This is a genomic window from Bacillus sp. FSL R9-9410 (assembly GCF_038050385.1).
GTDB classification, from domain to species: domain Bacteria; phylum Bacillota; class Bacilli; order Bacillales; family Bacillaceae_G; genus Bacillus_A; species Bacillus_A cereus_U.
The window spans coordinates 573,964-599,949 of the sequence record NZ_JBBOTV010000001.1; the positions used below are offsets into that span (position 1 = coordinate 573,964).

Here is a 25,986-nt window from a genome sequence, read left to right on the forward strand (position 1 = left end):
GCTACTAGTATTCCTTCAAAGCCGATATATAATTCGTTCAACTAAACTATGTTTTGTATTATAAAACTATATTTAAAAGCTTGTCAACAATAATTTTATTATTTCACTTCTAAATCAACGTTTAAATTAGATGTATTTCCAGCTGCATCGGTTGCTACAATATGAATTGTATTTTTTCCTTGTTGTAATTGATTACGATCGAAATAAATTTCATAGTTTTTCTCCCAATGGTTCAGGAATGCGTTCTCCCATACGCCATTTCCATTAATTTCATACTGTATCGTTACTGGATGTCCTGGAGCAACCCATCCGGATTCTGTCATCCAATCTAAAAGTATATCATCTACTTTTCCTCTAATTATGAGGTTTTCTTGATCTACTTCAGACGATAATTTCGGTGCAGTGCGATCGACAAACACAGCTCCTGTTTGTTTCGTTTCTCCTCCAGAATTAGAAGCAACAGCTTCGATTTGGTATAAGCCATCAGGTAGAGGGGACCCATCAGTTTTTGTACCATTCCATTTGAAAGATTTATAACCAGGTGTTTCGTTTTTACCTTGATGTATCATGCCTTGATATGCTACACGATCTTTCGTAATTAAATTAGCATGAAACGTTACATCTTCAACTGGTGTAACTAAGTAGTAATTAATCAGGTTGTCATCTAGTATTTTGTCATTATTTGGACTGAAAGTAGAATTAACGATTTCAAGGCCATCAATACGTTTGTATTCTTTCGGATCAATGCTAAATGTAAATGGAATACGCATTTCTTCAGTCTTTCCTTGCTCTTTTACATATAGATTTCCTGTATATACCCCTTGTGGTAAGGAGCTATCTACAGTAATTGTAAAAGGTGTTTCGATGTTACTATTAGGTTTTACGCTAACAGAAGAAGAGAAAGAAGTTTGAACTTTCGTTTTTGTATCTAATAGTTCAATACGAGTTGAAAAGTTTTTCTTTTTGCTAGAAAGATTTTGCAATGTAATATTTTGTGTTAATTTTACTTTTCCGCTATTCGGTTTAATTAGACCGAAACTTACATTGTTTGGTGTAACTAATGCGTCCGTTTTTACTGCTTTTGGGATATTAATTAAGCCAGATCCTTGTGCCATGACAGAATATGTATTTTCATTGACATCCTTTAATGTTTTTGCAGTATTGGCAAGAGCTGCTTTCAATTGCTCTGTCTTCCAATCAGGATGCATTTGACGTAGCAAGGCAACGGCTCCCGCTACTTGTGGAGCAGCCATACTTGTTCCGTTGTGAGATTCATATCCACCTCTTGGTACTGTGCTTGTAATGTTTACTCCAGGTGCAACAACATCAGGTTTTATGAGCCAACTTCCCTGTGAGGGTCCTCTTGAACTAAAATTACCAATAAGTTCTGTTTGGTTTGGTTGTCCAATCTTTATATTTTTCTTTCGTTTTGTGATTAAAGTTTTCAACTCTTCACCATTCGTATTTGATAGTTGCATAACTGGAAGAGCTACATCTTCACGTCCAAAATATTCGGGCATAAGATTAATTTCTTTTTCATTAGAAATTAGTAGCACGCCAAGAGCGCCAGCTTGTTTCGCTTGTTCTGCTTTTACTAACGTGCTCGAAGTTCCTTGTAAAACAAGGGCGAATTTTCCTTTCACATCTTGTTTAGCGTAATCACTTGGATTACCGTAGCCAACATATACAAGCTGAGCGTCGTTTCCTACTTGGAAATCTGCTTTTGATAAAGGTAATCCTTGGTAAGATTTATTGGAACCAGCTACTTGGAATGTTGGAAATGGAATAGAAACTGTAGATGCTCCAACAGAGATGACACTACTTGCGTTACCAGGAGCGTCAACAGACCAAGGTTTTGGTCCATCATTTCCATTTGAGACGACTGCAGTAACCCCAAGTTTTGCTGCGCGTTCTAGCGTCATTGTTACCGGCTGATCAGGTACATTCAAATCTTGACCAAGAGATAGATTTAAAACATCGGCACCATCTTGAATAGCACGCTCAATACCTTGAATAATATCTTCGGTCGTACCAGTACCACCATCATTCATAACACGGTAAGCAAGTATAGAAGCATTCGGAGCAATTCCCTTTATTTTTCCGTTACCAGCAATAATTCCAGCAACATGGGTACCGTGGACGTTTCCATCCATCGGATCATTATCTTCGTCGACTGTATCATAGCCACCGATATAATTTGCTTGTAAATCAGGATGGGTATAGTCTACACCTGAATCGATAATAGCGACTTTCATTCCTTTTCCATCAAGGGGTTTGCCAGTTGGATCTTTTAAATTCCAAGCTTCAGGTGCACCAACTGTAGGGCCCCCAACGTTTGGTGTTGCTTGATCTGCTGGGCTTTTTGATGTTTCATGTAACTTATATGTTAAGTTCGGATAAATTGCTTTTACTTCAGGTAAAGAAGCTAAAGCAGCAATTTGATCCCCTGGGATAGAAATAGAAAATCCAGAAAATAACGTACTATACGTTTCTTTTATGGTTGCTTTCGGTGCTTTTTCTTTTATTTTCTTTGTTGTATCCTCTTGTGCTTTTTTTAGTTGTGCATGGTATGATTGCACATTGCTATTTTGTAGGTCCGGAGCATGTTGAATGTTACTTTGTGAAGCGAGTGGAGCATGCTGCAATTCTACAATAACTGAAATTTCTTTTGATGTTTTTGTTTCAACATTTTGCGCGATTTTGTTTTCTCCCCATTGTTCAATATTTGCTTTTAACTGTGGGCTAAATTGCTTCTCTTTTTGCAGTGATTCAGCATGGGCGCTTAATGCTCCAAAGCTCGAAAAGACGAGCGCCATACTTAATAGTGTTGATGTAGTTTTCTTCATTGAGACTCCCCCTAATAAAAAGCGCCAATATTCCGAAAAATAATCTTACATTTTTGTCGTTAAATATAAAAATGAATGTTGGCTAAACTATACATTCGACATAATTCATACCAATCCTCTTTGAATTGAAAATTTCTCGGGAAATTTTTTGGGATTATGTCGAATGGATAAAATTTGCATATAGTAAGCGAAATATGAGGAATGCTAAAGGGGAAAATGGGGGGCTTTATATGAAAAGGTTTGTAAGTGGAATCGTGATTCTGTGCCTTTTTTTCTGTTCAAGTTCTATTACTAGCGCAGAAAATAATGGAGTGAAAGTTGCCTTTATTCGTAATCATAATCTATGGATTAAAGTCGGTGAAAAAGAAAAACAAATTACAAAAGGAGAGTACATAGCAGGGCCGAAATGGTCACATAATGGAGAATGGCTTGCCTATGCAAAAGGAAAGAAGCGAAATCATTTTGAACTGTATCGGCTGAAAGATGGAAAGAAAGTTACACCATCTCAATCAGAAGCATCGAATTATCAATGGTCACCAACAGAGAATATAATTGCCTTTGTATTTACACGCACATTAAATACATTTGATGCTGAAAAAAAGAAAGCAGATTTTGAAAACGTAGCTAATGGTGTAGGTGACTATGCATGGTATCCTGATGGTAAGAAGTTTCTTGTATCATCAGAAGCGTACTTGCTTCCAAAAGGATGCAAATATGAATCCTCATAAGATGAAGCATTTATATGCACTACCGAATGAGCATGATGACTTTTTAGCATTAGTTGGAAGTGGATTTAAGTGGTCGCCAGATCAAAAATGGATTTCGTTTTTGGCAGTACCAACAGCTTCTTTGTCAGCTGATAGTAATACCCTTTGCTTAATTCGATCAGACGGCAGTCGTTTTGAAACAGTAGATCAAATGTTATTAAACACACAATGGTTCAAATGGGCGCCATCAAAGAATATATTAGCCTATATTGAAGGAAGCGGGAGAGTGGCTTTAGAGAATAAGCATTTAAAAATAAAAGAATTGCCGGCTCTCCAGCAAAATACATTTACTCCAAAAGGCTATGTTGATTGGGATTTCACATGGAAGAACGATAATGTAATTATCGTTTCAAGGGCAAAGGAAGCAGAGCTATCGGTCCCTCTAGAAAAAAGACCACTACCGTCTTTATATGAAATAAATAGTACAACAGATGAACAACATCAAATTACAAAGCCATCAAATAGCCAAGGCGATTATAACCCTATTTTTATTAAGAAGAGCAACCAATTAATGTGGCTCCGTTCAAATCGTAAGAAAGCTGATGTATGGCTTGCTCATAACGATGGAAAACATGAGAAGAAGTGGATTGAAAATATAGATGTGCCAGAGTGGTATTATGAGAAATGGAATTGGGAAGATGTCGTTTCGGTTAAAGACGAGTAAAAAAACCTGCCTAAAATATAATTTTCAGGCAGGTTTTTCAATGTTATTTATGTGTTTTATTTGGCTTTTTTTTCGCAGGGTTTCCGTTCCCTTGGCGCTTTCTATTTTGTTCATCTTTTGCTTGTTTTTCATGTAATGTATCTAAAAAGTCATTTGAGTTACTCATTTTTATATCTCTCCTTTTTTCATTGCGTCCTAGTTACTATAACCATTTAGGAGGATAATCATGAGATAAAAGTTAAGCGCTTAGTTTTCTTCGGTAGTATAAGTAAAATAGTCCATACGTAATGAATAACATAAGTAAAACTTGTAACTCTACATTTTCTTTTAAAATAGTTGCGACAGAAGATGGTAAGTAAGGTGATGTATCGCTCGTTCCTAAACCTAACCATTTGTTTAAGAGGTTAATGATACAAAACATGAAAACACCGGACCAGCTTGCGATAATTGCTTTTTGCTTAATTTTTGTTTCACGTTCATCATCTGTAATCCAAGGATTAGCAGTTTTATCACTATTAAAAAAGCCATTTATGTATCCCCATATGACCATTCCGATAAAGGCGATAATCCATTTCATATTTGTAATCCTCCTCTTCTTGTAAAAAGTATTTTACATATATAATTGTAATGTTTTCCAAATGTAGATGTCAAATACTTTTTACATTCTGATTTTTAAAATAGCAGGAGTAAAGAAAACAATAGGGAAGAAATATGTGAGACTATTTCCTAGTGAGAGGAAGAGGAGAATGAAACTTGTCTTTGTTCGGCATGGTGAAGGTGAGCATACGAAAGATTTACCATTAAGTTTACAAGCGGTGAATCCGCCATTGACGGGCGTGGGAAAGAAGCAGGCTAAATTGCTTCAGTGCGATGTATCATTACAAGAAAAGGATATATTAATCGCTAGTCCTACACTTCGAACTTTACAAACTGCGACAATATGGAGTGCGGAAGTTGCTTGTCAAAAAATTGTTCATCCATATATATCCCCGCGTATTTTTCCTTATCGGGAATCCGCCAAAACATTACCGTGCGATCAATTGTTAGATCGAAAGATAATAAAAAATTTATTTCCGCATTTTTCATTAGAAGAAAGTACAAATGAATTGTTATGGAATGAGGGAGTCAATATCATCTCGGAGATGGAATTTCAGCAAATAGTAGATGAATTTCTGCACTGGTGCTATCAGTTAAAAGCAGAAAAAATTTGTATCGTTTCACATGATGGAACAATTACAGCGTATAGGCAATATTTACAGAAAGTCGCTTTAACTAGAGCTGATTTTTTGAAAGAAACGGGTATATATGAAATGGACTTATAGGAGAGGAAATTTGTAATGGAAGAGTTAGGGGAAGATGTGTACGACTTAAATGAACCGAGAGTATACTTTAGCGTAGCGGAAATTAAGTAATATGCAAAATTGCATATTACACATATTGTAAATGGTTGGTATAAGTTTGGGGAGTTGAAACTAGTAAAATCCTTTTTACATAGTGGTGTAAAATCATATGTTGGATCGATAGATTATGTAGATGGAAATGTAGTGCTTATGTTTACAATACGCTTATTTTACGGGCGTATTAACCATGACAAAACGTTAGAAGAAGCTGTTCGAGAAGCGAGATTAATCGATGAGGAGACATGTACATTTCGAGTATATAAACAATATGAAATGCATTTGTTTTATATTCGAATGAATGCGTTTCACATTTAACTCACAGTTTTTTTACATTTTCTTCAATGAAAATGATTATCACCTGTGGTATGATATGTTCAAGTTTTTACAGGTAATAAAAGTTACTATATAAACGTTAGTATTTAATGTTTTTTATACATGTCACAAATTATTCATAATTAACATTTTAAAAGTAAGTAACTAATGTTATTATATTATCTGTAACTGAATTAATTACAACTTTAGGAGGAAGATATGATTATTCAATTTTTAAGAGAAAACAAAGCAGTTTCTTTTGTATTAGCGATAATTCGAGTGTATCTTGGTTACACATGGGTAATGGCTGGAATCGGTAAACTACAAGGAAAAGGCTTCGATGCAACTGGTTATTTACAAGGTGCAATTGAAAAATCTAAAGGAGCACAACCAGCTGTTCAAACTTGGTGGGCATCATTCTTACAAGATTTTGCAATTCCAAATGTTGATTTATTTAATACACTTGTGACGTGGGGAGAAATTTTAGTTGGAATTGGTTTAATTGTAGGCTGTTTAACAAAAACAGCGGTCTTTTTCGGTCTTGTAATGAACTTTTCCTATATGTTTAGTGGGTCAATTGGTGTAAACCCTGAAATGGTTATCTTATCCATGTTCGTTCTTGTTTCTGGTATGAATGCTGGAAAACTTGGAATTGATGGCTTCGTTATTCCAAAAGTACTAGGATCAAAAACTCAAAAACGCCAAAAGCAAGCTGCTTAATATATGAAAACGGGTATCTCAAAATGAGATACCCGTTTATTTTTCAGCACTTATAGGATTTTTCTCGAAGAAATCTTTTACATATCCCACAAATTCTTGTGGTTCTTGACGAAATGGAGCATGATAACCTTTTTCAATAATATGGAAATTGCTATTTTTTAAGAATTGATGATAAGTTTCTCCTTCTTTCCAAGAAACGCTACTATCATTTCTTCCCCATATAATTAAAGTTGGTTGCTTGATTTCATTTGCATTGATTTGAAGACGTCTAGGCCATAATTTCATTTTATTATAATGTTCTTCATCATTACGCTTAAATTTAACTTTTCTCTCATCATAATCTGCAATAGAAGAAACGGCACTTAAATCATTCGACAACTTTGGTTTTGGTGAACCTTGTTTATTAACGAGCGTATGAGGGCCGCCTGTAGCATCAGTTAAAATAAGGTGGGTAACCGCTTCAGGGTATAAATATGTTAAATTAAGAGAAATTTCTCCGCCCATCGAATGTCCCAGTATTGCGAATGAGTCATACCCTAGTTTTTTCATTAACTTATAATACAAATTTGCATGAGTTGGGAAAGAATAATAAAAATCCATCGGCTTAGAGGAACGTCCGAACCCTAAAGCATCAACCGAAATGATCGTATGAGCTTTTGCTAAATCTGAGTAAATCTTTTGAAAACCATCGGATGATCCTCCAAATCCATGGATCATAAGTAAAGGTGGTTTTTCATCACCAATCTTTTTAAAGTAAATCGTTTGGCCATCTATCTCTACCATTTTTTCCTCAGTAGCTAGTTTCGCTGTAATTGTATTTTTAACTTGTTTTACTTGTTCTACTGGCTTTTCTGCTGCACTACATCCTACTAATAGTGTAAGAGTAAGACAACCTACCATAAAATAGCTAAATCGCTTCAATTAGGTGTCCCCTTTCTAACATAACGCTGCATCTATCATAGCAAATAGCATATTACGATTTCCAGGAAGTTGATTACCATTCTTTATCATAAGAGGTGAAAGGAGCGTTTCCTGGAAATTTGCTGTTTGAAGAAATTGGCGGAAAATGAATTGTGAATGCGGAATATCAATGCGTATCGTCCCATTCCACGATTTACAAATCATTTCTAATAATTGAATAGCGTCTTTTTCTTTTTTTGAAATAAGCGGAGTGATACATAGTACATCTCCTTTTTGTATGCATAAAGCAAAAGCATCTATTTGATTATCCCGCTCTATTTTAAAGGAGTAAGTTGCTCTCGATAGTAGTGATAAATAAAGCTTAGAACGATGTGCACCAGTCGCAGTTTGATCAAGAGAAATTAGAGATTGAACATCCGTCTGCTGAATTTGTTTTATGGGAAAAAAATTTGTACTTATATGAGCCGTTTGTTTTTCGAAACGATGAATGGTTGTTATTGATTGAAATCCATAAGATTCATATAAGGGTTCACCAGCTTTTGTTGCAATGAGCGTAATAGGGAGCGATGGATGAGTTATTTTTAAGCTATTGTTTAACAAAATACGGCCAATTCCTTTTCTTTGAAAATCAGGATGCACGATTAACATACCGATAGAAGAAAATCCAGGGGTAAATGAAAAGACCCCGCCCGCTGCAATAAGTTTATTCTCATGTACATAGCCAAAAATTGTGCCAATGGAAAGGTACATATGGAATTGCTCTTTCATAAAACTCGCATGCTGTAACCACCCGACTGATTCGCAAAGAGAGAGTAAGGCTGGAATGAAAGATTCGTCTAGTTTTACTGTTTTCATAAAGTTCACCATATTTCTATTTAAATTTAGAAAAAATAAGAATAATATTACGAAATGTAAAATAATAGGTTCGTATTAAAAGAAATCCAACATGTTTATATTTTTCTTTGTAAAGGGAAGTATGCTTGATACGAAAAGACAAACTTATACAAATTATAACTGGAATTTACATAAGTTAACAAAAAATTTACATATAACTCATTTTCTCTTAACAGTCTTCTATTAAATTTGATAGTGGGAAATGAATAACCTAATTAGGGGGACAAGACAGTGAAAAAGTTTGTAAAAAAAGCATGGCCATTTGCAGTTGTGGCGTCGTTAGCAGTTACTTCGGTAGCAACATGGAATTTTACGCGTTCTAGTGAGGTTAATGCAGATGAGAACGGAAGTAATGCAAAAATTAAAAATGTCATTGTATTAATTGGGGATGGTATGGGGCCTTCATATATGACAGCTCATCGTTATATGAAAGATAATCCAAAAACATTTGAGATGGAATCTACAGAATTTGATAAGCATCTTGTAGGAACACAAAAAACATATCCAGAAGATGAACATGAAAATATTACAGACTCTGCATCGGCAGCTACTGCGATGTCAGCAGGTATAAAAACATATAACGCAGCTATTGCAGTAGATAATGATAAAGCTGAAGTGAAAACAGTGCTTGAGCAAGCGAAAGAAAAAGGGAAGTCAACGGGACTCGTTGCAACTTCTGAAATTACGCATGCAACGCCAGCTGCATTCGGTGCACATGATATTAGTCGTAAAAATATGGACGCAATTGCAAATGATTACTTTGATGAGAAAATTAAAGGTAAGCATAAAATAGATGTTATGCTTGGCGGTGGCGTAAATAACTTTGTTAGAAAAGACCGCAATCTTACAGAAGAGTTTAAGAAGTCTGGTTATAGTTATGTAACAGATCGTAATCAATTATTAAATGATAAAAGCGATCAAGTTCTTGGCTTATTTGCACCAGGTGGTTTAGACAAAATGATTGACCGTACTGACAAAACACCTTCATTAGAAGAGATGACAAATACCGCGATTGAGCGCTTGAACAAAAATAAAGATGGTTTCTTCTTAATGGTCGAAGGTAGTCAAATTGATTGGGCTGGACATGATAATGATATTGTCGGTGCAATGAGTGAAATGGAAGACTTCGAAAAAGCGTTTAAAGCAGCAATTGAGTTTGCGAAAAAAGATAAGAACACATTAGTTGTTGCAACGGCAGACCATGCTACTGGCGGATTATCTTTAGGTGCGAATGGTGAGTATAACTTTAAAGTAGATCCGATTAAAGCTGCGAAACGTACGCCAGACTTTATGGCAAATGAGATTGTAAAAGGTGCAAATGTAGAAGAAACATTGAAAAAGTATATTGATTTACAATTAACACCAGAAGAAATTAAAGCTGTAAATGATATAGCTCCATCAAAAGATGTAACAAAAATTGATAATGCAATTGAAGATATCTTCAATAAGCGTTCGGTTACAGGTTGGACAACGGGTGGACATACAGGTGAAGATGTGAACGTATATGCATTCGGACCAGGTAAATACTTATTCTCTGGCGTTCAAGAGAATACAAATATAGCTAAACGTGTCTTTGACATTGTTGGCGGCGGTGACCCGAATAAAGGAAGACGCTAATTATAAAAAGTGAGGCATTTTTGCCTCATTTTTTCTTTTTTAGGAAGGGTGAAAAGATGAGGAATTTTACAGGGAAATTAGGAGTCGTTATACTAGCCGGACTATTGCTAGTTGGCTGTCAATCCAAAGAAGAGCACTTAGAAAAGGAAACGGGCGTTAAAAAGATGGAAGAACAAGTACATATAACGAAAGAAGAAGAGAAATCCATTCAAGATGTTATTGCAGCATTTGTACGGACGACGAATGAAAAAAATCTTGCTGAGCATATGGAGTTATTTTCAAAGAAGATGCCTAGTGCGGAAGACTTAAAAACACAAAAGGAAGCGGCATTTCAAAAGGGAAATAAGAAAATAGAATTGGAACATATGAATATGAAAGCTCTTAAAGGTGGGCTTGTTATTGTAGAAACGGAGGAAAAAGAAGTAGATGGAGGGGGTACTCTTCAAAAGAAAATGCAGTATGCACTTGGAAAAGAAGACGAAGGGTGGAAGATTGAAGAGGTTCGTACGATAGAGAAGAAATAAAGTGAAACTTTAATCAGTGGGAGTCTTACTGCCCGCAAATAGCGGGATAAAAAAAGGTTCTCATAGGAGAGAACCTTTTAAAGTGGTAATAAAATTTGATTTGAACATGCTTCAATGTCATCAATATCTTGACGGATTGTTGCCATCTTATTATCGAGGTCTTCAGCTTTCATAGCAGCGTCATGTAGTTCATCCTTCAAATAATCAGGTATATTTCCTTCATATTTGTAGTAAAGTTTATGTTCTAAACTTGCCCAAAAGTCCATGGCAAGTGTACGTAATTGAATTTCTGCAAAGACATCTTTCGTACCAGAATTTAGTGACAATGGATATTTAATAATCATATGCAAACTTTTATAGCCATTTCCTTTTGGATTGGCAATATAATCTTTTACTTCTACAATTTCCATGTCTCCACGATTTTCAATAACCCCTTTTAAATGGTAAATATCTTCTACAAAGCAACATGTAATACGGATGCCAATAATATCTTGTAATTGTGTTTGAGCATTTTCAACTGTTGGTGATAAGTTTTTACGCTCAAGCTTCCTAATGATACTTTCGGGTTGTTTAAGTCTTGTTTTTATATGTTCAAACGGGTTGTAGTCTTCTAAAAATTGAGCTTCCCGGTTCATAATTTCAAATTTAGTTTTTAACTCTTCTAAAGCGAATGTATAAGGTAATACAAAAGCTTTCCAGTAGTTAACGGTTGATTGGTTATATTCCATTTATATACACACCTTTTCTTATTTACAAGTGAAGTTGTTACTATACTAAACACCAAATCATGTAGGCGCAAGCAGCAAATGATGAGATCATAAAGCGATATTTAGTTTTCATCTTTTCAACCCCTTTCAAATGAAATTATATATGAATAAACGTCATTGTTAGTAATTTCATTATGTACAATTCTTATAATAATAGATTCATGTGAAATTCGTATGAACTAATTGTTTCAGTTTTTTGTCTTTTTGCTAATGACTTTTGGTTTTGTTTGTTATAATTACCTTAAATTGTAATAAAAGAGAGGGTATGATGAATACAAAAGATAAAAAAAGAAAAGAGCAAGTGGCCCATATTATTGAAATTCCAGATGAATATAGGCTTGTTGTAGATGATCAAGAAGGAGTGGATGATCCTCATCATTTATTATGGTGGGGGCATAAAGAGGATGAGGAGAAACAGATACAAATTTCATTAAATAGGCATACTGGTAATCTATTTGAATTCAGGATAGATGATGAAAATTATTTTTCGAGTGATAAAGAAGCGATAGAGGAGAATAAGGCAAGAGAGATTGCAAATGTATTTATAAAAAAACATGTGGAAGAAGGATTAGAAATTTATACATATGTGTCAATTAAGGACGACTGGCGTGGTTGGAAAGAAATAAATTATATGCAGGAAGTGAATGGATATCCATTGCCGGATACAGGATGTGTTGTGCGAGTTCATCCTTCAGGTAATGTTGTGAATTTCCGTTATAACGGAGGGGAAAGTATACAGGGAAAACCGTTATGGCCAATTGAAATTGTTGATGAGAGCACGGTTTTAGATAACCTCAAGGCTAGACAAGATATAAGACTTGTATTTGCTGATTTAACATACTCCTCATGTGAATATGAAAGTGGAGAAGAAGTAAAAGGGTACCATCTTGTGTATGAGCCAGAACCTAGTCATGCGTTTATTGATGCAAGTACAAGTAAAGATTTGTTTGGCCCAGATCATTATAAATTGCCTCCAACTGTAGCTGTTGAAAAACCGAAAAAAGGTAGTCAACAAGATGATATATTCGATTTATTTGACTGGGATAAAGAAAGTTTTATAAAAGTAGCTGAGACGGAAAATGAAGATGGAATAAGGATGAAATTTGTTCCGAAAGAGGAATTCCAAAAGCAGAAAGAAGAAAAAAATCCATATTTAATGAATGAATTCTTTAAAAAGCATTTACCGATGTTAAAATATAATAATTTAGTTGGCATTACGATTGATAAATCAACCAATGAATTAATTGGTTTTATAAAACTGACAGAAGATAAAGAAGTAAAACAAATACTGTCTAGAGAGGAATGTTTACAAAAAGCACTTCAATTTTTAGAACGAGTTATTCCAGAGGTTACACAATATCTTCGTCTTTGGGAAGAACGTGAAGAAGCAGAAGATGGGATTGAAAGAATTACCTTTTCCGTATATATGAATGCTATTCCAGCAGAGTATAACCAATTTAGGGTCAATATCAATACAGAAAATGGTGCTGTGATGCACTACTCAGGAGAATCTAGCAACTTTATAAAAGAATTGCTCACATATGAAACAACACCAAAAGTGACAAAAGAAAAAGCGTTAGAAATATACAAAGAAGCCATCCGAGTTAAATTAGAATGGTATATAGATAATGATGCAGAGGAAACGGTATATCAATTACTGTATAAACAAACGACGGATGAAAATCATAAAGAGCCCTTCGATTGTAGTCGAGAAATTCGTTATATTGATGCCCACACTGGGGAAAAGATTTGGAGTAAATAAGTCTTTAAATAGGGGAAAAAGTCTTCGAGAGAAGACCTTTTTTAGAAAGAACGATTATTCTTCGCATGTATCAATTTTGTATAACCACTTCTGTACACTGGCAGGTGGTTCTTCTGTTCTCCACTTTGTTGTACACATTCCGCAAGAACAGTGAACTTTTCCTTTTGCAAAAATACCGACAATTTCAGGAGTATATCCCCATGCGTGTTTTGCAATATTCATCTTTCGGCGCATTGTACGCTGACGTTGGTGTCTTGTATAAGCGCGTGTTCTTTCAAATTTCATATTTGTAATCCCTCCTTGTAGTACAAGCAGCTTGCAAGAGCGTACAAGGAGTTCATCTTTTACAAGCTACTCTGGTACAAGAAGGTAATAAAATGTTTCACATTTTACCCTCCTATCTTTTGTTTAAGTATACGTAACGAAGCTTTGTGCGACAAATATCATGCTTAAAAACATGTTGGAATGATATCGTACAGACACAAACAACCTCATGCCCACATACACATAGTAAAGACCACTATTTTGGCGGAGGTGAAAGGTTTGAGTCTATTCGCCGCAATTGGATATATGGTTCGAGAAGTGTTTGTATTTGTTTCTTATGTGAAGAACAATGCGTTCCCGCAGCCGTTATCATCAGATGATGAGAGAAAGTACTTAGAGTTAATGGAGCAAGGTGATGCTCAAGCGAGAAATCTTTTAATTGAACATAATTTACGGCTTGTAGCTCATATTGTTAAGAAATTCGAAAACACCGGTGAAGATGCAGAAGATTTAATTTCAATTGGTACCATTGGGCTTATTAAAGCGATTGAAAGCTATTCAGCAGGGAAAGGAACTAAGCTTGCAACATATGCAGCACGCTGTATCGAAAATGAAATTTTGATGCATTTACGTGTGCTGAAGAAAACGAAAAAAGACGTTTCACTTCATGATCCAATCGGGCAAGATAAAGAGGGTAATGAAATATCGCTTATTGATATATTAAAATCAGAATCTGAAGATGTAATTGATATGATTCAGCTTAGTATGGAGTTAGAAAAAATTAAAGAGTATATCGATATTTTAGACGAACGAGAGAAAGAAGTAATTGTGAAGCGTTTTGGACTTGGGCTTGATAAAGAGAAAACACAGAGGGAGATTGCGAAGGCACTCGGTATTTCAAGAAGCTACGTATCGCGAATTGAAAAGCGTGCTTTAATGAAAATGTTCCACGAATTTGTGCGGGCTGAGAAAGAGAAAAAAGCAAAAGAATAATGTATATTGTAGGCAGCTACACTTTAAAAGTGGCTGCTTTTTTCTCGGGAAAACGGAAAGAAAACGAGCTGCTCTCAGAAGAAATACATGTTCACTGTTGAAAATGGCGGGTTCTATCTGTAATATTAGAAGGTGCTAAACAATTTAAGAATAAAAATTATACTTAGTTTTTCTTCGTGTATAACGAGACGGCTCCATTCTATATGTGGGAATAAGAACCAATTTCACATATGATATAGAGAGAAAAGAAGGGGAAACTAAAGTTATAGGCTGATTAGGAGGTTTCGTAATTTGCGACGGACATTATATCGACTTATGATCGAACTTACAAATGGTCGTTTTACTTCTTATATATTACGTAAATTTGCACAATCTCGTTTGAGCTCTATCATTATTCCATCGTATGCGAAAGTTTTTCAAATTAATCAAGATGAGATGGAAAAGGGTTTGAAGGAATATCGAACATTGCATGATTTATTTACACGTAGGCTAAAAGAAGGAAAGCGTAGTATTGATACTGATGCATCGAGTATCGTTAGTCCTGTTGATGGTGTTTTTGCTGATCAAGGTCCTATTGAGGATACAAAAACATTCGATATAAAAGGAAAGCGTTATTCAATTGTGGATATGCTAGGTAATGAAGAGCGTGCAAAGCGATATGCAGGCGGTACATATATGGTAATTTATTTGAGTCCAAGTCATTATCATCGTATTCATAGTCCGCTCTCTGGTTCTGTGACTGAAAGATTTGTACTCGGTAGAAAATCATATCCGGTAAATGCAGCGGGTATGGAGTATGGGAAAGAACCATTGTCAAAAAATTATCGCTCTGTTACAGAAGTAAATAGTGAAGGCGAACATATGGCGCTTGTAAAAGTAGGTGCTATGTTTGTTAATAGTATCGAGCTCCTTCATGAAAGAAGTACTGTTCAAAAAGGTGAAGAGATGGCATACTTTACATTTGGCTCAACAGTTGTTTTATTATTTGAAAAAGATATGATTGAAGCAGTTCAGGAATTGACAAGTGGGCAAGAGCTGCGTCTTGGTGAAAAAATTGCAACCCGAGTATCTCATAAGTAAAGAAAAGATTTTATAATATACTTATGAAGCTCTAATTAAGAAATGTAGACAAAGATGCTTGATGAAGAAATCCCCTAGATGGGAGTACTTGTTTATTCGAGAGCCATCGCAGGATGGCTCTTTTTACAGGTCAATCAGCAATCTATATGTACTCAAGAAGATTTGACGAGCTTGTCCTCTAACGAGCGTCTAATAATTTCTTGTTTTATAAGTAAAATGAAGTCGGGATTTAATTTTAGTTCTTTTGCTTTATAATAAGACTCAGTGAGTAAATCAGTAGATAGCTGTTCCATATGTTTTGTTTTCAAGGTGAGTCACCTCCTAATAATATAAGGATTGATTCGTTGTTGCATTTAATGTACCAAAAAAATATGACAGTCACAAACACGAGGTTATCCACATACCTCAGTGGATAAAATGTGTATAGAATGTTAGTAAATTCCGAATTGACTGAAAAATTAATGTGGAAAGTGTGTACAAGTTTATCCACAGGTTAGTTATCGAAAAATGCTGTCGAAAAATTTTATGAAAAATCCTCAAAGAGGTGAAAGAAATTGAAGTTATTTTTACCAAATGAATATGTGAAAAATGTATATCATGTTCAAGCAGAAGATTTGAAAAAACGTGGAATTAAAGGAGTTATCACTGATTTAGATAACACTTTAATTGAATGGGATCGTCCAAACGCAACACCACAGCTTGAAGAGTGGTTTTTGAAAATGAAAGAAAATGATATTCAAGTAACGGTCGTTTCAAATAATAACGAGCAACGCGTTAAAGAATTCGCTGATCCATTAGGTATTCCGTTTATTCATAGTGCGCGCAAACCGTTTGTCCGCGCATTTAAGCGTGCGATACACGAGATGCATTTACAGCCAGATGAAGTTGTAGTAATTGGAGATCAGTTACTAACGGATGTGCTCGGTGGGAATCGTGTGGGACTTCATACAATTTTAGTTGTACCGGTAGCGCAAACGGACGGATTGGTGACACGCTTTAATCGAAAAATTGAACGAAGAATTATGAGAAACATGAAGAAAAAAGGCTTAATTAACTGGGAGGAATAAAGTTTGACTGAAACAATTAAATGTATTGGTTGCGGTGTAGAAATTCAAACAGAAAATAAAAATGAAGTAGGATACGCTCCTGTATCATCTTTAGAAAAAGAACAAGTAATTTGCCAACGTTGTTTTCGTTTGAAACATTATAACGAAATTCAAGATGTATCTTTAACAGATGATGATTTCCTTCGTATTTTGAACGGAATTGGACAATCAGACGCACTAGTGGTTAAAATCGTAGATATTTTCGATTTCAATGGTAGCTGGTTACCGGGCTTACATCGTTTTGTAGGGAACAATAAAGTATTACTTGTAGGGAATAAGGCTGACTTAATTCCAAAGTCAGTTAAGAATGATAAAGTAAAACATTGGATGCGCTATAGTGCAAAGCAACTTGGTTTAAAACCAGAAGATGTCTTTTTGATTAGTGCAGCTAAAGGACAAGGAATCACTGAACTTGCTGATGCAATTGAGCATTACCGCGAAGGTAAAGATGTTTATGTTGTTGGATGTACGAATGTTGGTAAATCAACATTTATTAATCGTATGATTAAAGAGTTTAGTGATGAGACTGAGAATGTAATTACAACATCACATTTCCCAGGAACAACGCTTGATTTAATTGATATCCCATTAGACGAAACATCATCTTTATACGATACACCAGGTATTATTAATCATCATCAAATGGCGCATTATGTTGGGAAACAAAGCTTAAAGCTTATTACACCGACTACAGAGGTTAAGCCGATGGTATTCCAATTAAATGAAGAACAAACATTATTCTTTGGTGGATTAGCACGATTTGATTATGTAAGTGGAGGTCGTCGTGCATTTACTTGTCATTTCTCAAACCGTTTAACAATCCATCGTACAAAGCTTGAAAAGGCTGATGAATTGTACGAAAGACACGCTGGAGAAATGTTGAATCCACCAACACCAGAAGAATTAGAAAATATGCCGGATTTTGTGAAATATGAATTTAATATTCGCGAGCCAAAAACGGACGTTGTATTCTCTGGATTAGGCTGGGTTACTGTAAATGAATCAGGAGCGAAAATTGTTGCTCATGTACCAAAGGGAGTAAGTGTTTCATTACGTAAATCTTTAATTTAATATGGAGAGGGATTTATGAAACAATTATATGGTGTAATCGGAAATCCAATTGGACATTCATTATCACCCGTTATGCATAACGATGCATTTGAACACTTGAATATGGATGCCCATTATCATGCGTTTCTTGTAGAAGAAGAAGCGCTAGGGGAAGCAGTAAAAGGTTTGAAAGCATTAGGTATTTCAGGATTTAATGTAACGACTCCACATAAAGTTGCAATTATGGAGTACTTGGATGAGGTTGCCCCGTTAGCAAGGCAAATCGGTGCGGTAAATACAGTAGTTCATCGAGATGGAAAATTGATTGGGTATAATACAGATGGAATTGGTTTTGTTCGTGCCCTGCAGTCAATTAGTGAAGATCCACTTCAAGAGAAACGTATTTTATTAATCGGTGCAGGTGGTGCTAGCCGAGCTATTTACTTCTCGCTTGCAGATGTAGGCGTGAAAGAAATTGATATTGCTAATCGTACGAGAGATAAGGCGGAAAATCTTATCGCTGGGTGCATGGTAAATGTTAATTCACATGCTCTATCGTTAGAATGTGCAGCAGAAAATCAAGGGGAATATGATATTATCATCCAAACAACAACGATAGGTATGCATCCACATGTTGCGTATACGCCACTGGAAATTCGTTCATTGAAACAAGGAACGATTGTTTCTGATATTATTTATAATCCATTTGAGACGAAAATTTTAGGCGATGCGAAAGAACAAGGTGCAATAATTCAAAATGGAATCGATATGTTCGTTTATCAAGGTGCACTTGCATTTGAAATGTGGACAGGGTGTGTGCCGAATATTGATAGAATGAAACAAGTAGTAATGAGAGAGCTTGGAGGCTAATTATATGTTAACAGGAAAACAAAAAAGATTTTTACGTGCAAAGGCACATCATTTAACACCGATTTTTCAAGTTGGAAAAGGTGGCGTGAATGAAAATATGGTGAAACAAATTGGAGAAGCATTAGAAGTTCGTGAACTATTTAAAGTGAGCGTATTACAAAACTGTGAATTTGATCGTCGTGAAGTTGCAGAAGAGCTTGCACAAGGTGCACGAGCTGAAATCGTTCAAGTAATCGGAAGCACAATTGTTTTATACAAAGAATCAAGAGAAAATAAGCAGATTAAGCTTCCACGATAAATTGAAACTTTAATTTGTATTTTTTAGCCTTCACCAATTGGGCTTTTGTGTGCAGTTAATTTCCGATCTAACCTAGTTATTGTCAGTGACTTTTGAGGTGTTGGCAAATAGTAGGATAAAAAATCACGTAAATTACTTCCATAATTGACGCTTGATAGATAGAGAGTGAAATCAATTGAACTTTTATTAACAGTAGGCTCTCTTCGAATATGTATGGGGAGAGTTGCTGTATGTAAAAGGAAGGGGCGTTTCTTTTGAGAAAAATTGGCATTATTGGTGGCACGTTTGATCCACCTCATAATGGGCATTTGTTAATTGCAAATGAAGTGTATCATGCTTTAGGGTTGGAAGAGGTATGGTTTTTGCCGAATCAAATTCCACCGCACAAGCAAGGACGTAACATTACGAGTGTGAAAAGTCGATTAAACATGCTGCAAATAGCGACTGAGGAAGAAGCATACTTTTCAATTTGTTTAGAAGAGCTAGACAGAGAAGGCCCATCTTATACGTATGACACTATGGTACAATTAACGGAGAAGTATCCGGATGTGCAGTTTCACTTTATTATTGGCGGAGACATGGTTGAGTACTTGCCGAAGTGGTATAACATTGAAAAGTTACTTAAGCTTGTGACTTTCGTTGGAGTTGCAAGACCAGGTTATACATTACATACGCCTTATGATATCGTAAAAGTGGAAATTCCGGAGTTTGCAGTTTCTTCTTCTCTGTTACGGGAGAGATATATGACGAAGAAAACTTGCAAATATTTACTCCCTGAAAAAGTACATGTATATGTCGAGAGGAATGGGTTGTATGAATCGTGAGGAAGCACTTAGTATTGTCAAACAACAAATGCATGAAAAACGTTATATACACACGATTGGTGTAATGGAAACAGCGATTGAACTTGCCCAGTTATATGGTGTAGATGAGAAAAAGGCAGAGACGGCTGCTATATTTCACGATTATGCAAAATGTAGAGCGATTCCAGAAATGGAAGAGATTATTAAGAGAGAAGCTTTGCCGAAGGATCTACTGCACTATAACAAAGAGTTATGGCATGCACCTGTTGGGGCATACTTAGTAGAAAAAGAAGTAGGCATTACTGATCTTGAAATTCTACAAGCTATTACATATCATACAAGTGGTCATGAAAAAATGACAATGTTAGATAAAGTTATTTATGTAGCAGATTACATTGAACCAGGACGTAAATTTCCTGGTGTGGAAGAAGCGAGGAAACTCGCATATAAAGATATAAATCAAGCTTTACTGTTTGCTTTAAAGCGAACAATTCAATTTTTAATGGAAAAAGATCAAACGATTTATCCATTAACATTCCAAACATACAATGCAATTATCAAGGAGGAAATTAATAAATGAAAGATAAAGAGTTATTAGTATTAGCGGCAAAAGCAGCTGATGATAAGAGAGCAGAAGATATGGTTGTACTAAATATGCAAGGTATTTCACCGATTGCAGACTATTTTATTATTTGTCACGGAAATTCAGACAAGCAAGTACAAGCAATTGCACGTGAAATTAAAGCGAAGGCACATGAGTTCGAAATTAACGTAGAACGTATGGAAGGCTTTGATGAAGCACGTTGGGTTTTAGTAGACCTTGGTGATGTGGTTGCTCATGTATTCCATAAAGATGAGCGTAATCACTATAATTTAGAGCGTCTATGGGGCGATGTGCCGCGTGAAGATATTGCAGATGAGCTAGATCAATGAAATACGAACAATTTGCTTTGCTGTATGACGAACTGATGAATGATGTCCCTTATGATAAATGGGTGGAATTCACAGAGGAAAGTTTGCAACAGGCATCTATGAAAGAGGCAAAAATTCTTGACGTAGCATGTGGAACTGGTAACGTAACACTTCCGCTTGTACGAAAAGGTTATGATTTAATTGGTGTAGATCTTTCGGAAGAAATGTTAACTGTCGCACAGCAAAAATTGGGGGGAGAAGGTTATTTTATTCCTTTTTACCAACAAGACATGAGAGAGCTCGATGTTCCTGGTGAATTTGATTGTGTGACAATATTTTGTGACTCATTAAATTACGTATTGCAAGAAGATGGAGTGCAAGAAACATTTAGAAGAGTTTTCCACCATTTACGTCAGGATGGCTTGTTTTTATTCGATGTACACTCTTTATATAAAATACATCACGTATTTCAAAATGAAACATATACAGTGAACGGCGAAGAAATATCACTTATTTGGAACTGCTTCCCTGGAGAAGAATCAGATAGTGTGGAACATGATTTGACATTCTTTGTACAAGATTCAGAAGAAGATGTGTATCATCGTTTTGACGAATGTCACGTGCAGCGTGCATATTCGGTTGAAGTGTTAACAAAATGGCTTGAAGAAGCTGGATTTACAGTACTTCGCGTCACAGGTGACTTTGAACGAATTGAAGTGACAGAACAAACAGAGCGCATCTTTTTTATGGCGAAGAAGAATGGATAAAACAAAAGCAACCGATAAGGTTGCTTTTTTTTATAGAAAAGATGTAGTTTTAGTTCTAGAAAAATAAAAAGATGATATGTGTAAAGTGTAAAAATGCTAGTTTTAGTGAAAATGTAGCATGAAAAAGATAAGTATTAATAAAAAGGGTTTGGGATTACGATGGCGTATTTATTATGTGTGTTTATTGAATTGCTGCTCAACGCATTTTAAATCTTCATCAAATTTCTCATGTGTCCGTTCGATTAATTTATGAAACATATCCCCAACATGCTCTTCTAAAATACGAATACCTTCTCCTGTAACACCGCCTTTAACGCATACCTTTTCTTGTAAAGTAGGTAATGTAAAAATTTCTTTTTCAAGTAATTTCCCCATTCCAATGACCATTTCACTTACTAAAGTAGTGGCTTCTTCGTGTGTAATATTTGTTTTATCTACAGCAGCATTAATGAAAGATTGTAATAAATAACTAAAAAAAGCAGGGCCGCAGCTTGCTATATCAGATGAAACGCGCGTTATATCTTCTTCTATAACAAGGGGAGTAGAAATGTTTTTGAATAGACGAAGTAGTTTTTTTTGCCATTCTTCAGAGCAGTTATTTCCAAATGTAAATAGTGATGCGCCGGATAAGGCGCGGTTTGTGATGCTTGGAATGATACGAGCGACGTGGCAAGGTATAAGTGTTTCTAATTGTGATGGAGATAGGGGGCTTGTGATAGAAACTAAGCAATTTTCGTCTGAAAAATGGTCAGCGTATTTTTGTAGAATAGGGTATATATCTATTGGTTTTACGCAAATGAAAATAAGCTGGGATTGTTCGATTACCTCTTGGATTGTTTTGGCTATATGAACAGAAGGGTATTTTTCTTTTATATGATATGCTTTGGCAGGCGTCCGATTAATAATAGTAAGGCACGAAGGTTTGACAGCACGGGTTTCTAAAAATGCATCGATTAGTATATTCCCCATGTTCCCTGTCCCTATAATTCCTATATTCAATGTTTCATCCCTCCTTCGTAACAGCTTTCTCCTAAACAATATGAATGATGTTATAAATTTATGATTAGAGGTGTAAAATGATGTGGGATTTTCCGAAAAAATGGTTGGGATTAGTGGTTATTATTGGCACTTTAATTTTTCTTTTTTTCTGGAAAACGAATCAGCAAACGGAGCAATCGCTCATTACAACGGAAGTTCAAGCGAAAGATGTGGAGAAAAAAAGTAAACCGAAAGTATTGGATACAAAGGGACAGAAAAAAATAATTATAATTGATGTGAAAGGGGCGGTTGTAAGAGAAGGTGTGTATGAAATGAAAGAGGGGGACCGAGCGAAGGATGCCGTTGAAAAGGCGGGTGGTTTTTTACTAGAAGCAGATGTGAAGAAGGTGAATTTAGCGCAAATTGTACAAGACCAAATGATCCTTTATGTACCGAATAAAAATGAGCAAGTACAAGAGGTGGCCGCTTTTTCAAAGGGCGAGGCAAAGATTCAAATAAACGCAGCTTCTAAAGAGCAACTTGAAAAAATTACAGGCATTGGTTCTCGGAAGGCAGAAAGTATTTTGAAATACCGAGAAGAACACGGTCCGTTTCAGAAAATAGAAGATTTATTAGAAATTGATGGGATTGGGGCGAAGTCTTTAGAGAAAATAAAAGATCAAATTATTATTCCGTAAAAGATTGACGAAGTTTTTCTTTTTTCGCTACACTACAAGTAGACAAAAAAGAAGGTGAAAAATATGGAACGAATTTCATGGGATCAATATTTTATGACGCAAAGCCATCTACTATCTTTACGTAGTACATGTACAAGGCTTGCAGTAGGAGCGACAATCGTTCGTGATAAACGAATTATTGCTGGTGGATATAACGGTTCAATTAAAGGTGGTGTACATTGTATAGACGATGGTTGCTATGTCATTGATAATCATTGCGTTCGTACAATTCATGCGGAAATGAATGCTTTATTGCAATGTGCGAAGTTTGGTGCAAAAACAGAGGAAGCGGAAATTTATGTCACACATTTTCCTTGTTTGCAGTGCTGTAAGGCGATTATTCAAAGTGGTGTTACAGCAGTTTATTATGCACAGGATTATAAAAATCATCCGTATGCCATAGAGTTATTTGAACAAGCGAGTGTAACAGTAAAGCACGTTCCGCTAGAATATGATATTACATCGCTAGAGGAACAAGAGCGTCATTTGCAGCTAAAGGAATTATTTTCATCCTTAGAAAAAGATAATTTATCAATGGAAGAATTACAGCGTGTATTCACTAAAGCGAAAATGATGCTATAAGGAGTGAGTATGAGTTGAATGGACAATGGGGCTATGTTGCAATCTCGTTTATAATTGGGATTGCAATTACCTTTTCCACATCGCATTTGTTGACTGCTTGTTGTTTCGTTTGTTATGTTTTATTTTGTTTATATCGTACTTCGCGTAAAACCTTCATTTTTTGTATAATAGCGTGTTTTAGTGGCGCTATGTACACCATATATGTTCAGAGTCTAAATAAGCCGCTAGGGGAGCCCTACGAAGTTACACGAGGGGTCGTGCAAAACACACCTCTAATTAATGGAGATCGTCTCTCTTTTCAAATTGAGGATCAGAATAAAAACTTAGTGCAGTTAAATTATAAAATAAAATCTGCTTCGGAAAAGAAGCAGTTGCAACAATTACATGCAGGTATATCGTGTACATTTAAAGGGGAGGTGAAAGAACCGCAAACTGCCCGGAATTTTCATGTTTTTGATTATCGTAATTATTTATATCAGCAAAAAATACATTTTATATTTGATGTGACATACATTTCTGAATGTCAAAAAACATCATTGTCACTCGTGCAATGGATTTTCCTTCTCAGGCAACAAACAATCTCGAAAGTTACAGAAATGTTCCCGGAACAATCAGGTGCATTTATGAACGCATTATTATTTGGAGATCGACAACAAATGACGTTTGAAGTAGAAGAGCAATATCAACAATTTGGTCTTATACATTTGTTAGCAATTTCAGGATCACATATCGTATTATTAATGGTTATAATGTATTTTGTTTTGCTAAGAAGTGGTGTGACGAAAGAGACAGCAACAGTATGCCTTATAGTTTGCATTCCTCTGTATATGATTATAGCGGGGGCGTCGCCATCTGTTGTGAGGGCTTCTATAACAGGAGTTTTATTGTTGGTAGCTTTCATGTGCTCTGTTCGCTTATCTAGTCTAGACGCCTTAAGTATGACAGCTATATGTATGCTTATATACGATCCGTATCTTATTTTCAACATTGGATTTCAATTCTCATTTGTAGGTAGCTTTTCTTTACTACTATCTGCGCCGATATTATTAGGACGTAGTAATGGAGTAGTTCGAAATTCTATTTACATTTCTATAATTTCACAGCTCGCTAGTACCCCCATCTTGTTATATCATTTTGGTTATTTTTCTCCTTATAGCATTTTCCTCAATCTTATATATGTTCCTTTTCTATCCATTATTGTATTGCCGTGTAGCATTATTATTCTTATATGTATGCCGGTTATTCCATTTTTCGCAAAAGGAATTGCATATGTATTTTCATTATGTTTAACCATTTCTAATGACTTTCTAAGTTACTGTGAAAGTTTCCCTTTCATCCGACTTACTTTTGGTCAAACTCCTTTATTTCTTGTGGCTATATATTGTTTTAGTATCGTTAGTATATTTGTGATTTGGGAAAGAGTAATAACGAAAAAAATTTTGTGCATAGTTGTGGGAGTGTTTCTTTTTATTAGTACTTGTCATTATGTATATCCATATTTTCGCGAAAGTGGGAGTGTTACATTTCTTGATGTTGGACAGGGAGATGCAATATTAATTCGTCTTCCGTACGATAAAGAGGTTTATCTTATTGATACAGGAGGAGCCCTTCCTGTCAAGAAGGAAGCGTGGCAACAGAAAAAGCATGAATTTTCTGTTGGGCATGATATTCTTGTTCCTTTCTTACAAAAAGAAGGTATAAAAACGATTGATAAATTAATTGTAACGCATGGAGATGCGGATCATATAGGTGCTGCGCTGGATTTGCTGTCATCTATTATTGTAAAAGAAGTTGTATTTGGGAGAAAGGAACAAGATGCTGTATTGGAAAAAGTGGTGAAGAAAAAGGCGTTAGAAAAGAGCATGAAGATAAGTGTAGTAGGAGAAGGGGAAGGTTGGAGGGTAAATGAAGCGGAATTTTTCGTATTAGCTCCAAAGGGGAAAGAAAAGGGAGAAAATGACTCTTCGATTGTACTATGGGCCAGACTAGGGGGACTAACATGGCTATTTACGGGTGATTTAGAAGAAGAAGGAGAAAAGTTTATAGTATCGACATATCCTGATTTGCGGGCTGATATTTTAAAAGTTGCCCACCATGGGAGTAAAACATCGTCTACAGATCCTTTTTTAAGCCTTGTACAGCCTACTGTAGCGATTATTTCTGTGGGGGAGCGTAATAGGTATGGGCACCCGCATAAGGAAGTTATAGAGCGTTTTAAGAAGATGGGTATTGATATATGGCGTACGGATAAGCAAGGTGCTATTTCCTATGTTTTTAATGGAGAAAAAGGAACCTTTCAAAGTAAAATCACATATGATGAAACACATAGAAGATGAAAAAAAGAAGACTGCC

The 25,986-nt window shown here is 35.6% G+C and carries 27 protein-coding genes, 2 pseudogenes and 1 other annotated feature (1 of these 30 only partly in view); of the genes and pseudogenes, 20 read left to right on the top strand and 9 right to left on the bottom strand.

From position 1 onward, the window contains the following. Positions 1 to 28, bottom strand: a binding site (T-box leader) (it extends 201 nt beyond the left edge of the window). Between the two features lie 70 nt (positions 29 to 98). Continuing rightward, complete coding sequence (locus MKX77_RS03140; RefSeq protein WP_341305815.1) at positions 99 to 2,846, bottom strand: S8 family peptidase; 2,748 nt, start codon at positions 2,844 to 2,846, stop codon at positions 99 to 101. Between the two features lie 230 nt (positions 2,847 to 3,076). Here MKX77_RS03140 and MKX77_RS03145 point away from each other — a divergent pair. Continuing rightward, positions 3,077 to 4,277, top strand: a pseudogene (locus MKX77_RS03145) (TolB family protein). 43 nt (positions 4,278 to 4,320) lie between these two features. Here the strand turns inward: MKX77_RS03145 and MKX77_RS03150 are convergent. Beyond that, on the bottom strand, positions 4,321 to 4,443 hold the full coding sequence (locus MKX77_RS03150; RefSeq protein ID WP_000071861.1) for a DUF4023 domain-containing protein: 123 nt from the start codon (positions 4,441 to 4,443) through the stop codon (positions 4,321 to 4,323). 72 nt (positions 4,444 to 4,515) lie between these two features. Continuing rightward, positions 4,516 to 4,854 carry a phosphoglycerate mutase gene (locus MKX77_RS03155; protein ID WP_341305816.1) on the bottom strand — a complete coding sequence of 113 codons (339 nt, stop codon included), beginning with the start codon at positions 4,852 to 4,854 and terminating at the stop codon, positions 4,516 to 4,518. Positions 4,855 to 5,023: 169 nt separating this feature from the next. Between MKX77_RS03155 and MKX77_RS03160 the strand changes: the two genes are divergently transcribed. The 3 genes and pseudogenes from MKX77_RS03160 (at position 5,024) to MKX77_RS03170 (ending at position 6,709) form a co-directional block, all read left to right on the top strand. After that, a complete protein-coding gene (locus MKX77_RS03160) occupies positions 5,024 to 5,599 on the top strand; it encodes a histidine phosphatase family protein (RefSeq protein ID WP_341305817.1) in 576 nt (191 codons plus the stop codon). Further along, positions 5,600 to 5,992 (top strand): annotated as a pseudogene (locus tag MKX77_RS03165) (hypothetical protein); the annotation flags it as partial. Positions 5,993 to 6,208: 216 nt separating this feature from the next. Continuing rightward, positions 6,209 to 6,709: a DoxX family protein gene (locus MKX77_RS03170; protein WP_341305818.1), complete on the top strand. Its 501-nt coding sequence runs from the start codon at positions 6,209 to 6,211 to the stop codon at positions 6,707 to 6,709. 36 nt (positions 6,710 to 6,745) lie between these two features. Here the strand turns inward: MKX77_RS03170 and MKX77_RS03175 are convergent, their stop codons facing one another. Continuing rightward, on the bottom strand, positions 6,746 to 7,630 hold the full coding sequence (locus MKX77_RS03175) for an alpha/beta fold hydrolase (protein ID WP_341305819.1): 885 nt from the start codon (positions 7,628 to 7,630) through the stop codon (positions 6,746 to 6,748). 15 nt (positions 7,631 to 7,645) lie between these two features. Further along, complete coding sequence (locus tag MKX77_RS03180) at positions 7,646 to 8,485, bottom strand: GNAT family N-acetyltransferase (RefSeq protein WP_341305820.1); 840 nt, start codon at positions 8,483 to 8,485, stop codon at positions 7,646 to 7,648. A gap of 270 nt (positions 8,486 to 8,755) precedes the next feature. Between MKX77_RS03180 and MKX77_RS03185 the strand changes: the two genes are divergently transcribed. Continuing rightward, on the top strand, positions 8,756 to 10,141 hold the full coding sequence (locus tag MKX77_RS03185) for an alkaline phosphatase (RefSeq protein WP_215554237.1): 1,386 nt from the start codon (positions 8,756 to 8,758) through the stop codon (positions 10,139 to 10,141). A gap of 56 nt (positions 10,142 to 10,197) precedes the next feature. Then, positions 10,198 to 10,665 carry a hypothetical protein gene (locus tag MKX77_RS03190; RefSeq protein WP_215554236.1) on the top strand — a complete coding sequence of 156 codons (468 nt, stop codon included), beginning with the start codon at positions 10,198 to 10,200 and terminating at the stop codon, positions 10,663 to 10,665. Between the two features lie 77 nt (positions 10,666 to 10,742). Here MKX77_RS03190 and MKX77_RS03195 read toward each other — a convergent pair whose 3' ends face one another. After that, complete coding sequence (locus MKX77_RS03195) at positions 10,743 to 11,393, bottom strand: GTP pyrophosphokinase (protein ID WP_113734195.1); 651 nt, start codon at positions 11,391 to 11,393, stop codon at positions 10,743 to 10,745. A gap of 304 nt (positions 11,394 to 11,697) precedes the next feature. On the opposite strand from MKX77_RS03195, the gene MKX77_RS03200 reads away from it, so the two are divergent. Continuing rightward, a complete protein-coding gene (locus MKX77_RS03200) occupies positions 11,698 to 13,194 on the top strand; it encodes a YcdB/YcdC domain-containing protein (RefSeq protein WP_341305821.1) in 1,497 nt (498 codons plus the stop codon). Positions 13,195 to 13,248: 54 nt separating this feature from the next. Here the strand turns inward: MKX77_RS03200 and MKX77_RS03205 are convergent, their stop codons facing one another. Beyond that, positions 13,249 to 13,479 (bottom strand): hypothetical protein, encoded by a 231-nt coding sequence (locus tag MKX77_RS03205; protein ID WP_341305822.1) that lies wholly within the window; start codon positions 13,477 to 13,479, stop codon positions 13,249 to 13,251. 258 nt (positions 13,480 to 13,737) lie between these two features. Between MKX77_RS03205 and sigK the strand changes: the two genes are divergently transcribed. Both sigK and MKX77_RS03215 read left to right on the top strand, forming a co-directional pair. After that, positions 13,738 to 14,451, top strand: coding sequence for an RNA polymerase sporulation sigma factor SigK (sigK, locus tag MKX77_RS03210; protein WP_000051382.1), 714 nt, complete (start codon positions 13,738 to 13,740; stop codon positions 14,449 to 14,451). A 291-nt stretch (positions 14,452 to 14,742) separates the two neighbouring features. Continuing rightward, the gene (locus tag MKX77_RS03215; RefSeq protein WP_002145683.1) at positions 14,743 to 15,531 is read left to right on the top strand and encodes a phosphatidylserine decarboxylase; all 789 of its coding nucleotides are present in this window, start codon (positions 14,743 to 14,745) and stop codon (positions 15,529 to 15,531) included. A 152-nt stretch (positions 15,532 to 15,683) separates the two neighbouring features. Here the strand turns inward: MKX77_RS03215 and MKX77_RS03220 are convergent, their stop codons facing one another. Next, entirely contained in the window at positions 15,684 to 15,839 is a 156-nt protein-coding gene (locus MKX77_RS03220) for a sporulation histidine kinase inhibitor Sda (protein WP_002015226.1), read from the bottom strand. 246 nt (positions 15,840 to 16,085) lie between these two features. Between MKX77_RS03220 and MKX77_RS03225 the strand changes: the two genes are divergently transcribed. From MKX77_RS03225 to MKX77_RS03260, 8 genes are all read left to right on the top strand, one after another. Next, positions 16,086 to 16,598 carry a YqeG family HAD IIIA-type phosphatase gene (locus tag MKX77_RS03225; RefSeq protein ID WP_002111923.1) on the top strand — a complete coding sequence of 171 codons (513 nt, stop codon included), beginning with the start codon at positions 16,086 to 16,088 and terminating at the stop codon, positions 16,596 to 16,598. A 3-nt stretch (positions 16,599 to 16,601) separates the two neighbouring features. Further along, positions 16,602 to 17,708: a ribosome biogenesis GTPase YqeH gene (gene yqeH, locus MKX77_RS03230; RefSeq protein WP_215554232.1), complete on the top strand. Its 1,107-nt coding sequence runs from the start codon at positions 16,602 to 16,604 to the stop codon at positions 17,706 to 17,708. A 15-nt stretch (positions 17,709 to 17,723) separates the two neighbouring features. After that, a complete protein-coding gene (aroE, locus tag MKX77_RS03235) occupies positions 17,724 to 18,557 on the top strand; it encodes a shikimate dehydrogenase (protein WP_215554231.1) in 834 nt (277 codons plus the stop codon). A 4-nt stretch (positions 18,558 to 18,561) separates the two neighbouring features. Beyond that, positions 18,562 to 18,855, top strand: a complete 294-nt coding sequence (gene yhbY / locus MKX77_RS03240; RefSeq protein WP_000955223.1) for a ribosome assembly RNA-binding protein YhbY — start codon at positions 18,562 to 18,564, stop codon at positions 18,853 to 18,855. 254 nt (positions 18,856 to 19,109) lie between these two features. After that, positions 19,110 to 19,679 (top strand): nicotinate-nucleotide adenylyltransferase, encoded by a 570-nt coding sequence (locus MKX77_RS03245; RefSeq protein ID WP_215554230.1) that lies wholly within the window; start codon positions 19,110 to 19,112, stop codon positions 19,677 to 19,679. Beyond that, positions 19,669 to 20,238: a bis(5'-nucleosyl)-tetraphosphatase (symmetrical) YqeK gene (gene yqeK / locus MKX77_RS03250; protein WP_215554229.1), complete on the top strand. Its 570-nt coding sequence runs from the start codon at positions 19,669 to 19,671 to the stop codon at positions 20,236 to 20,238. Before MKX77_RS03245 ends, yqeK begins: the two co-directional genes overlap by 11 nt. Next, on the top strand, positions 20,235 to 20,591 hold the full coding sequence (rsfS, locus tag MKX77_RS03255; protein WP_215554228.1) for a ribosome silencing factor: 357 nt from the start codon (positions 20,235 to 20,237) through the stop codon (positions 20,589 to 20,591). The genes yqeK and rsfS overlap by 4 nt, the downstream gene beginning before the upstream one ends. Next, entirely contained in the window at positions 20,588 to 21,337 is a 750-nt protein-coding gene (locus tag MKX77_RS03260; RefSeq protein WP_002111917.1) for a class I SAM-dependent DNA methyltransferase, read from the top strand. Before rsfS ends, MKX77_RS03260 begins: the two co-directional genes overlap by 4 nt. Positions 21,338 to 21,508: 171 nt before the next feature. On the opposite strand, the gene comER is transcribed toward MKX77_RS03260, so the two are convergent. Then, on the bottom strand, positions 21,509 to 22,336 hold the full coding sequence (gene comER / locus MKX77_RS03265; protein ID WP_341305823.1) for a late competence protein ComER: 828 nt from the start codon (positions 22,334 to 22,336) through the stop codon (positions 21,509 to 21,511). Positions 22,337 to 22,413: 77 nt separating this feature from the next. Here comER and MKX77_RS03270 point away from each other — a divergent pair, with 77 nt between their 5' ends. The 3 genes from MKX77_RS03270 (at position 22,414) to MKX77_RS03280 (ending at position 25,970) form a co-directional block, all read left to right on the top strand. Continuing rightward, on the top strand, positions 22,414 to 23,013 hold the full coding sequence (locus tag MKX77_RS03270) for a helix-hairpin-helix domain-containing protein (RefSeq protein ID WP_215554226.1): 600 nt from the start codon (positions 22,414 to 22,416) through the stop codon (positions 23,011 to 23,013). A gap of 63 nt (positions 23,014 to 23,076) precedes the next feature. Continuing rightward, positions 23,077 to 23,634: a ComE operon protein 2 gene (locus MKX77_RS03275; protein WP_215554225.1), complete on the top strand. Its 558-nt coding sequence runs from the start codon at positions 23,077 to 23,079 to the stop codon at positions 23,632 to 23,634. Between the two features lie 14 nt (positions 23,635 to 23,648). Continuing rightward, complete coding sequence (locus tag MKX77_RS03280) at positions 23,649 to 25,970, top strand: DNA internalization-related competence protein ComEC/Rec2 (RefSeq protein ID WP_341305824.1); 2,322 nt, start codon at positions 23,649 to 23,651, stop codon at positions 25,968 to 25,970. The last annotated feature ends 16 nt before the right edge of the window (positions 25,971 to 25,986 follow it).

Coding starts and splice junctions, on each gene's coding strand:
- MKX77_RS03190 (WP_215554236.1), top strand. CDS start 10,198: ATGAGGAATTTTACAGGGAAATTAGGAGTCGTTATACTAGCCGGACTA.
- MKX77_RS03170 (WP_341305818.1), top strand. CDS start 6,209: ATGATTATTCAATTTTTAAGAGAAAACAAAGCAGTTTCTTTTGTATTA.
- yqeK (WP_215554229.1), top strand. CDS start 19,669: ATGAATCGTGAGGAAGCACTTAGTATTGTCAAACAACAAATGCATGAA.
- MKX77_RS03200 (WP_341305821.1), top strand. CDS start 11,698: ATGATGAATACAAAAGATAAAAAAAGAAAAGAGCAAGTGGCCCATATT.
- MKX77_RS03260 (WP_002111917.1), top strand. CDS start 20,588: ATGAAATACGAACAATTTGCTTTGCTGTATGACGAACTGATGAATGAT.
- MKX77_RS03205 (WP_341305822.1), bottom strand. CDS start 13,479: ATGAAATTTGAAAGAACACGCGCTTATACAAGACACCAACGTCAGCGT.
- yhbY (WP_000955223.1), top strand. CDS start 18,562: ATGTTAACAGGAAAACAAAAAAGATTTTTACGTGCAAAGGCACATCAT.
- MKX77_RS03270 (WP_215554226.1), top strand. CDS start 22,414: ATGATGTGGGATTTTCCGAAAAAATGGTTGGGATTAGTGGTTATTATT.
- MKX77_RS03180 (WP_341305820.1), bottom strand. CDS start 8,485: ATGAAAACAGTAAAACTAGACGAATCTTTCATTCCAGCCTTACTCTCT.
- MKX77_RS03155 (WP_341305816.1), bottom strand. CDS start 4,854: ATGAAATGGATTATCGCCTTTATCGGAATGGTCATATGGGGATACATA.
- MKX77_RS03150 (WP_000071861.1), bottom strand. CDS start 4,443: ATGAGTAACTCAAATGACTTTTTAGATACATTACATGAAAAACAAGCA.
- rsfS (WP_215554228.1), top strand. CDS start 20,235: ATGAAAGATAAAGAGTTATTAGTATTAGCGGCAAAAGCAGCTGATGAT.
- MKX77_RS03140 (WP_341305815.1), bottom strand. CDS start 2,846: ATGAAGAAAACTACATCAACACTATTAAGTATGGCGCTCGTCTTTTCG.
- MKX77_RS03195 (WP_113734195.1), bottom strand. CDS start 11,393: ATGGAATATAACCAATCAACCGTTAACTACTGGAAAGCTTTTGTATTA.
- MKX77_RS03160 (WP_341305817.1), top strand. CDS start 5,024: ATGAAACTTGTCTTTGTTCGGCATGGTGAAGGTGAGCATACGAAAGAT.
- MKX77_RS03275 (WP_215554225.1), top strand. CDS start 23,077: ATGGAACGAATTTCATGGGATCAATATTTTATGACGCAAAGCCATCTA.
- aroE (WP_215554231.1), top strand. CDS start 17,724: ATGAAACAATTATATGGTGTAATCGGAAATCCAATTGGACATTCATTA.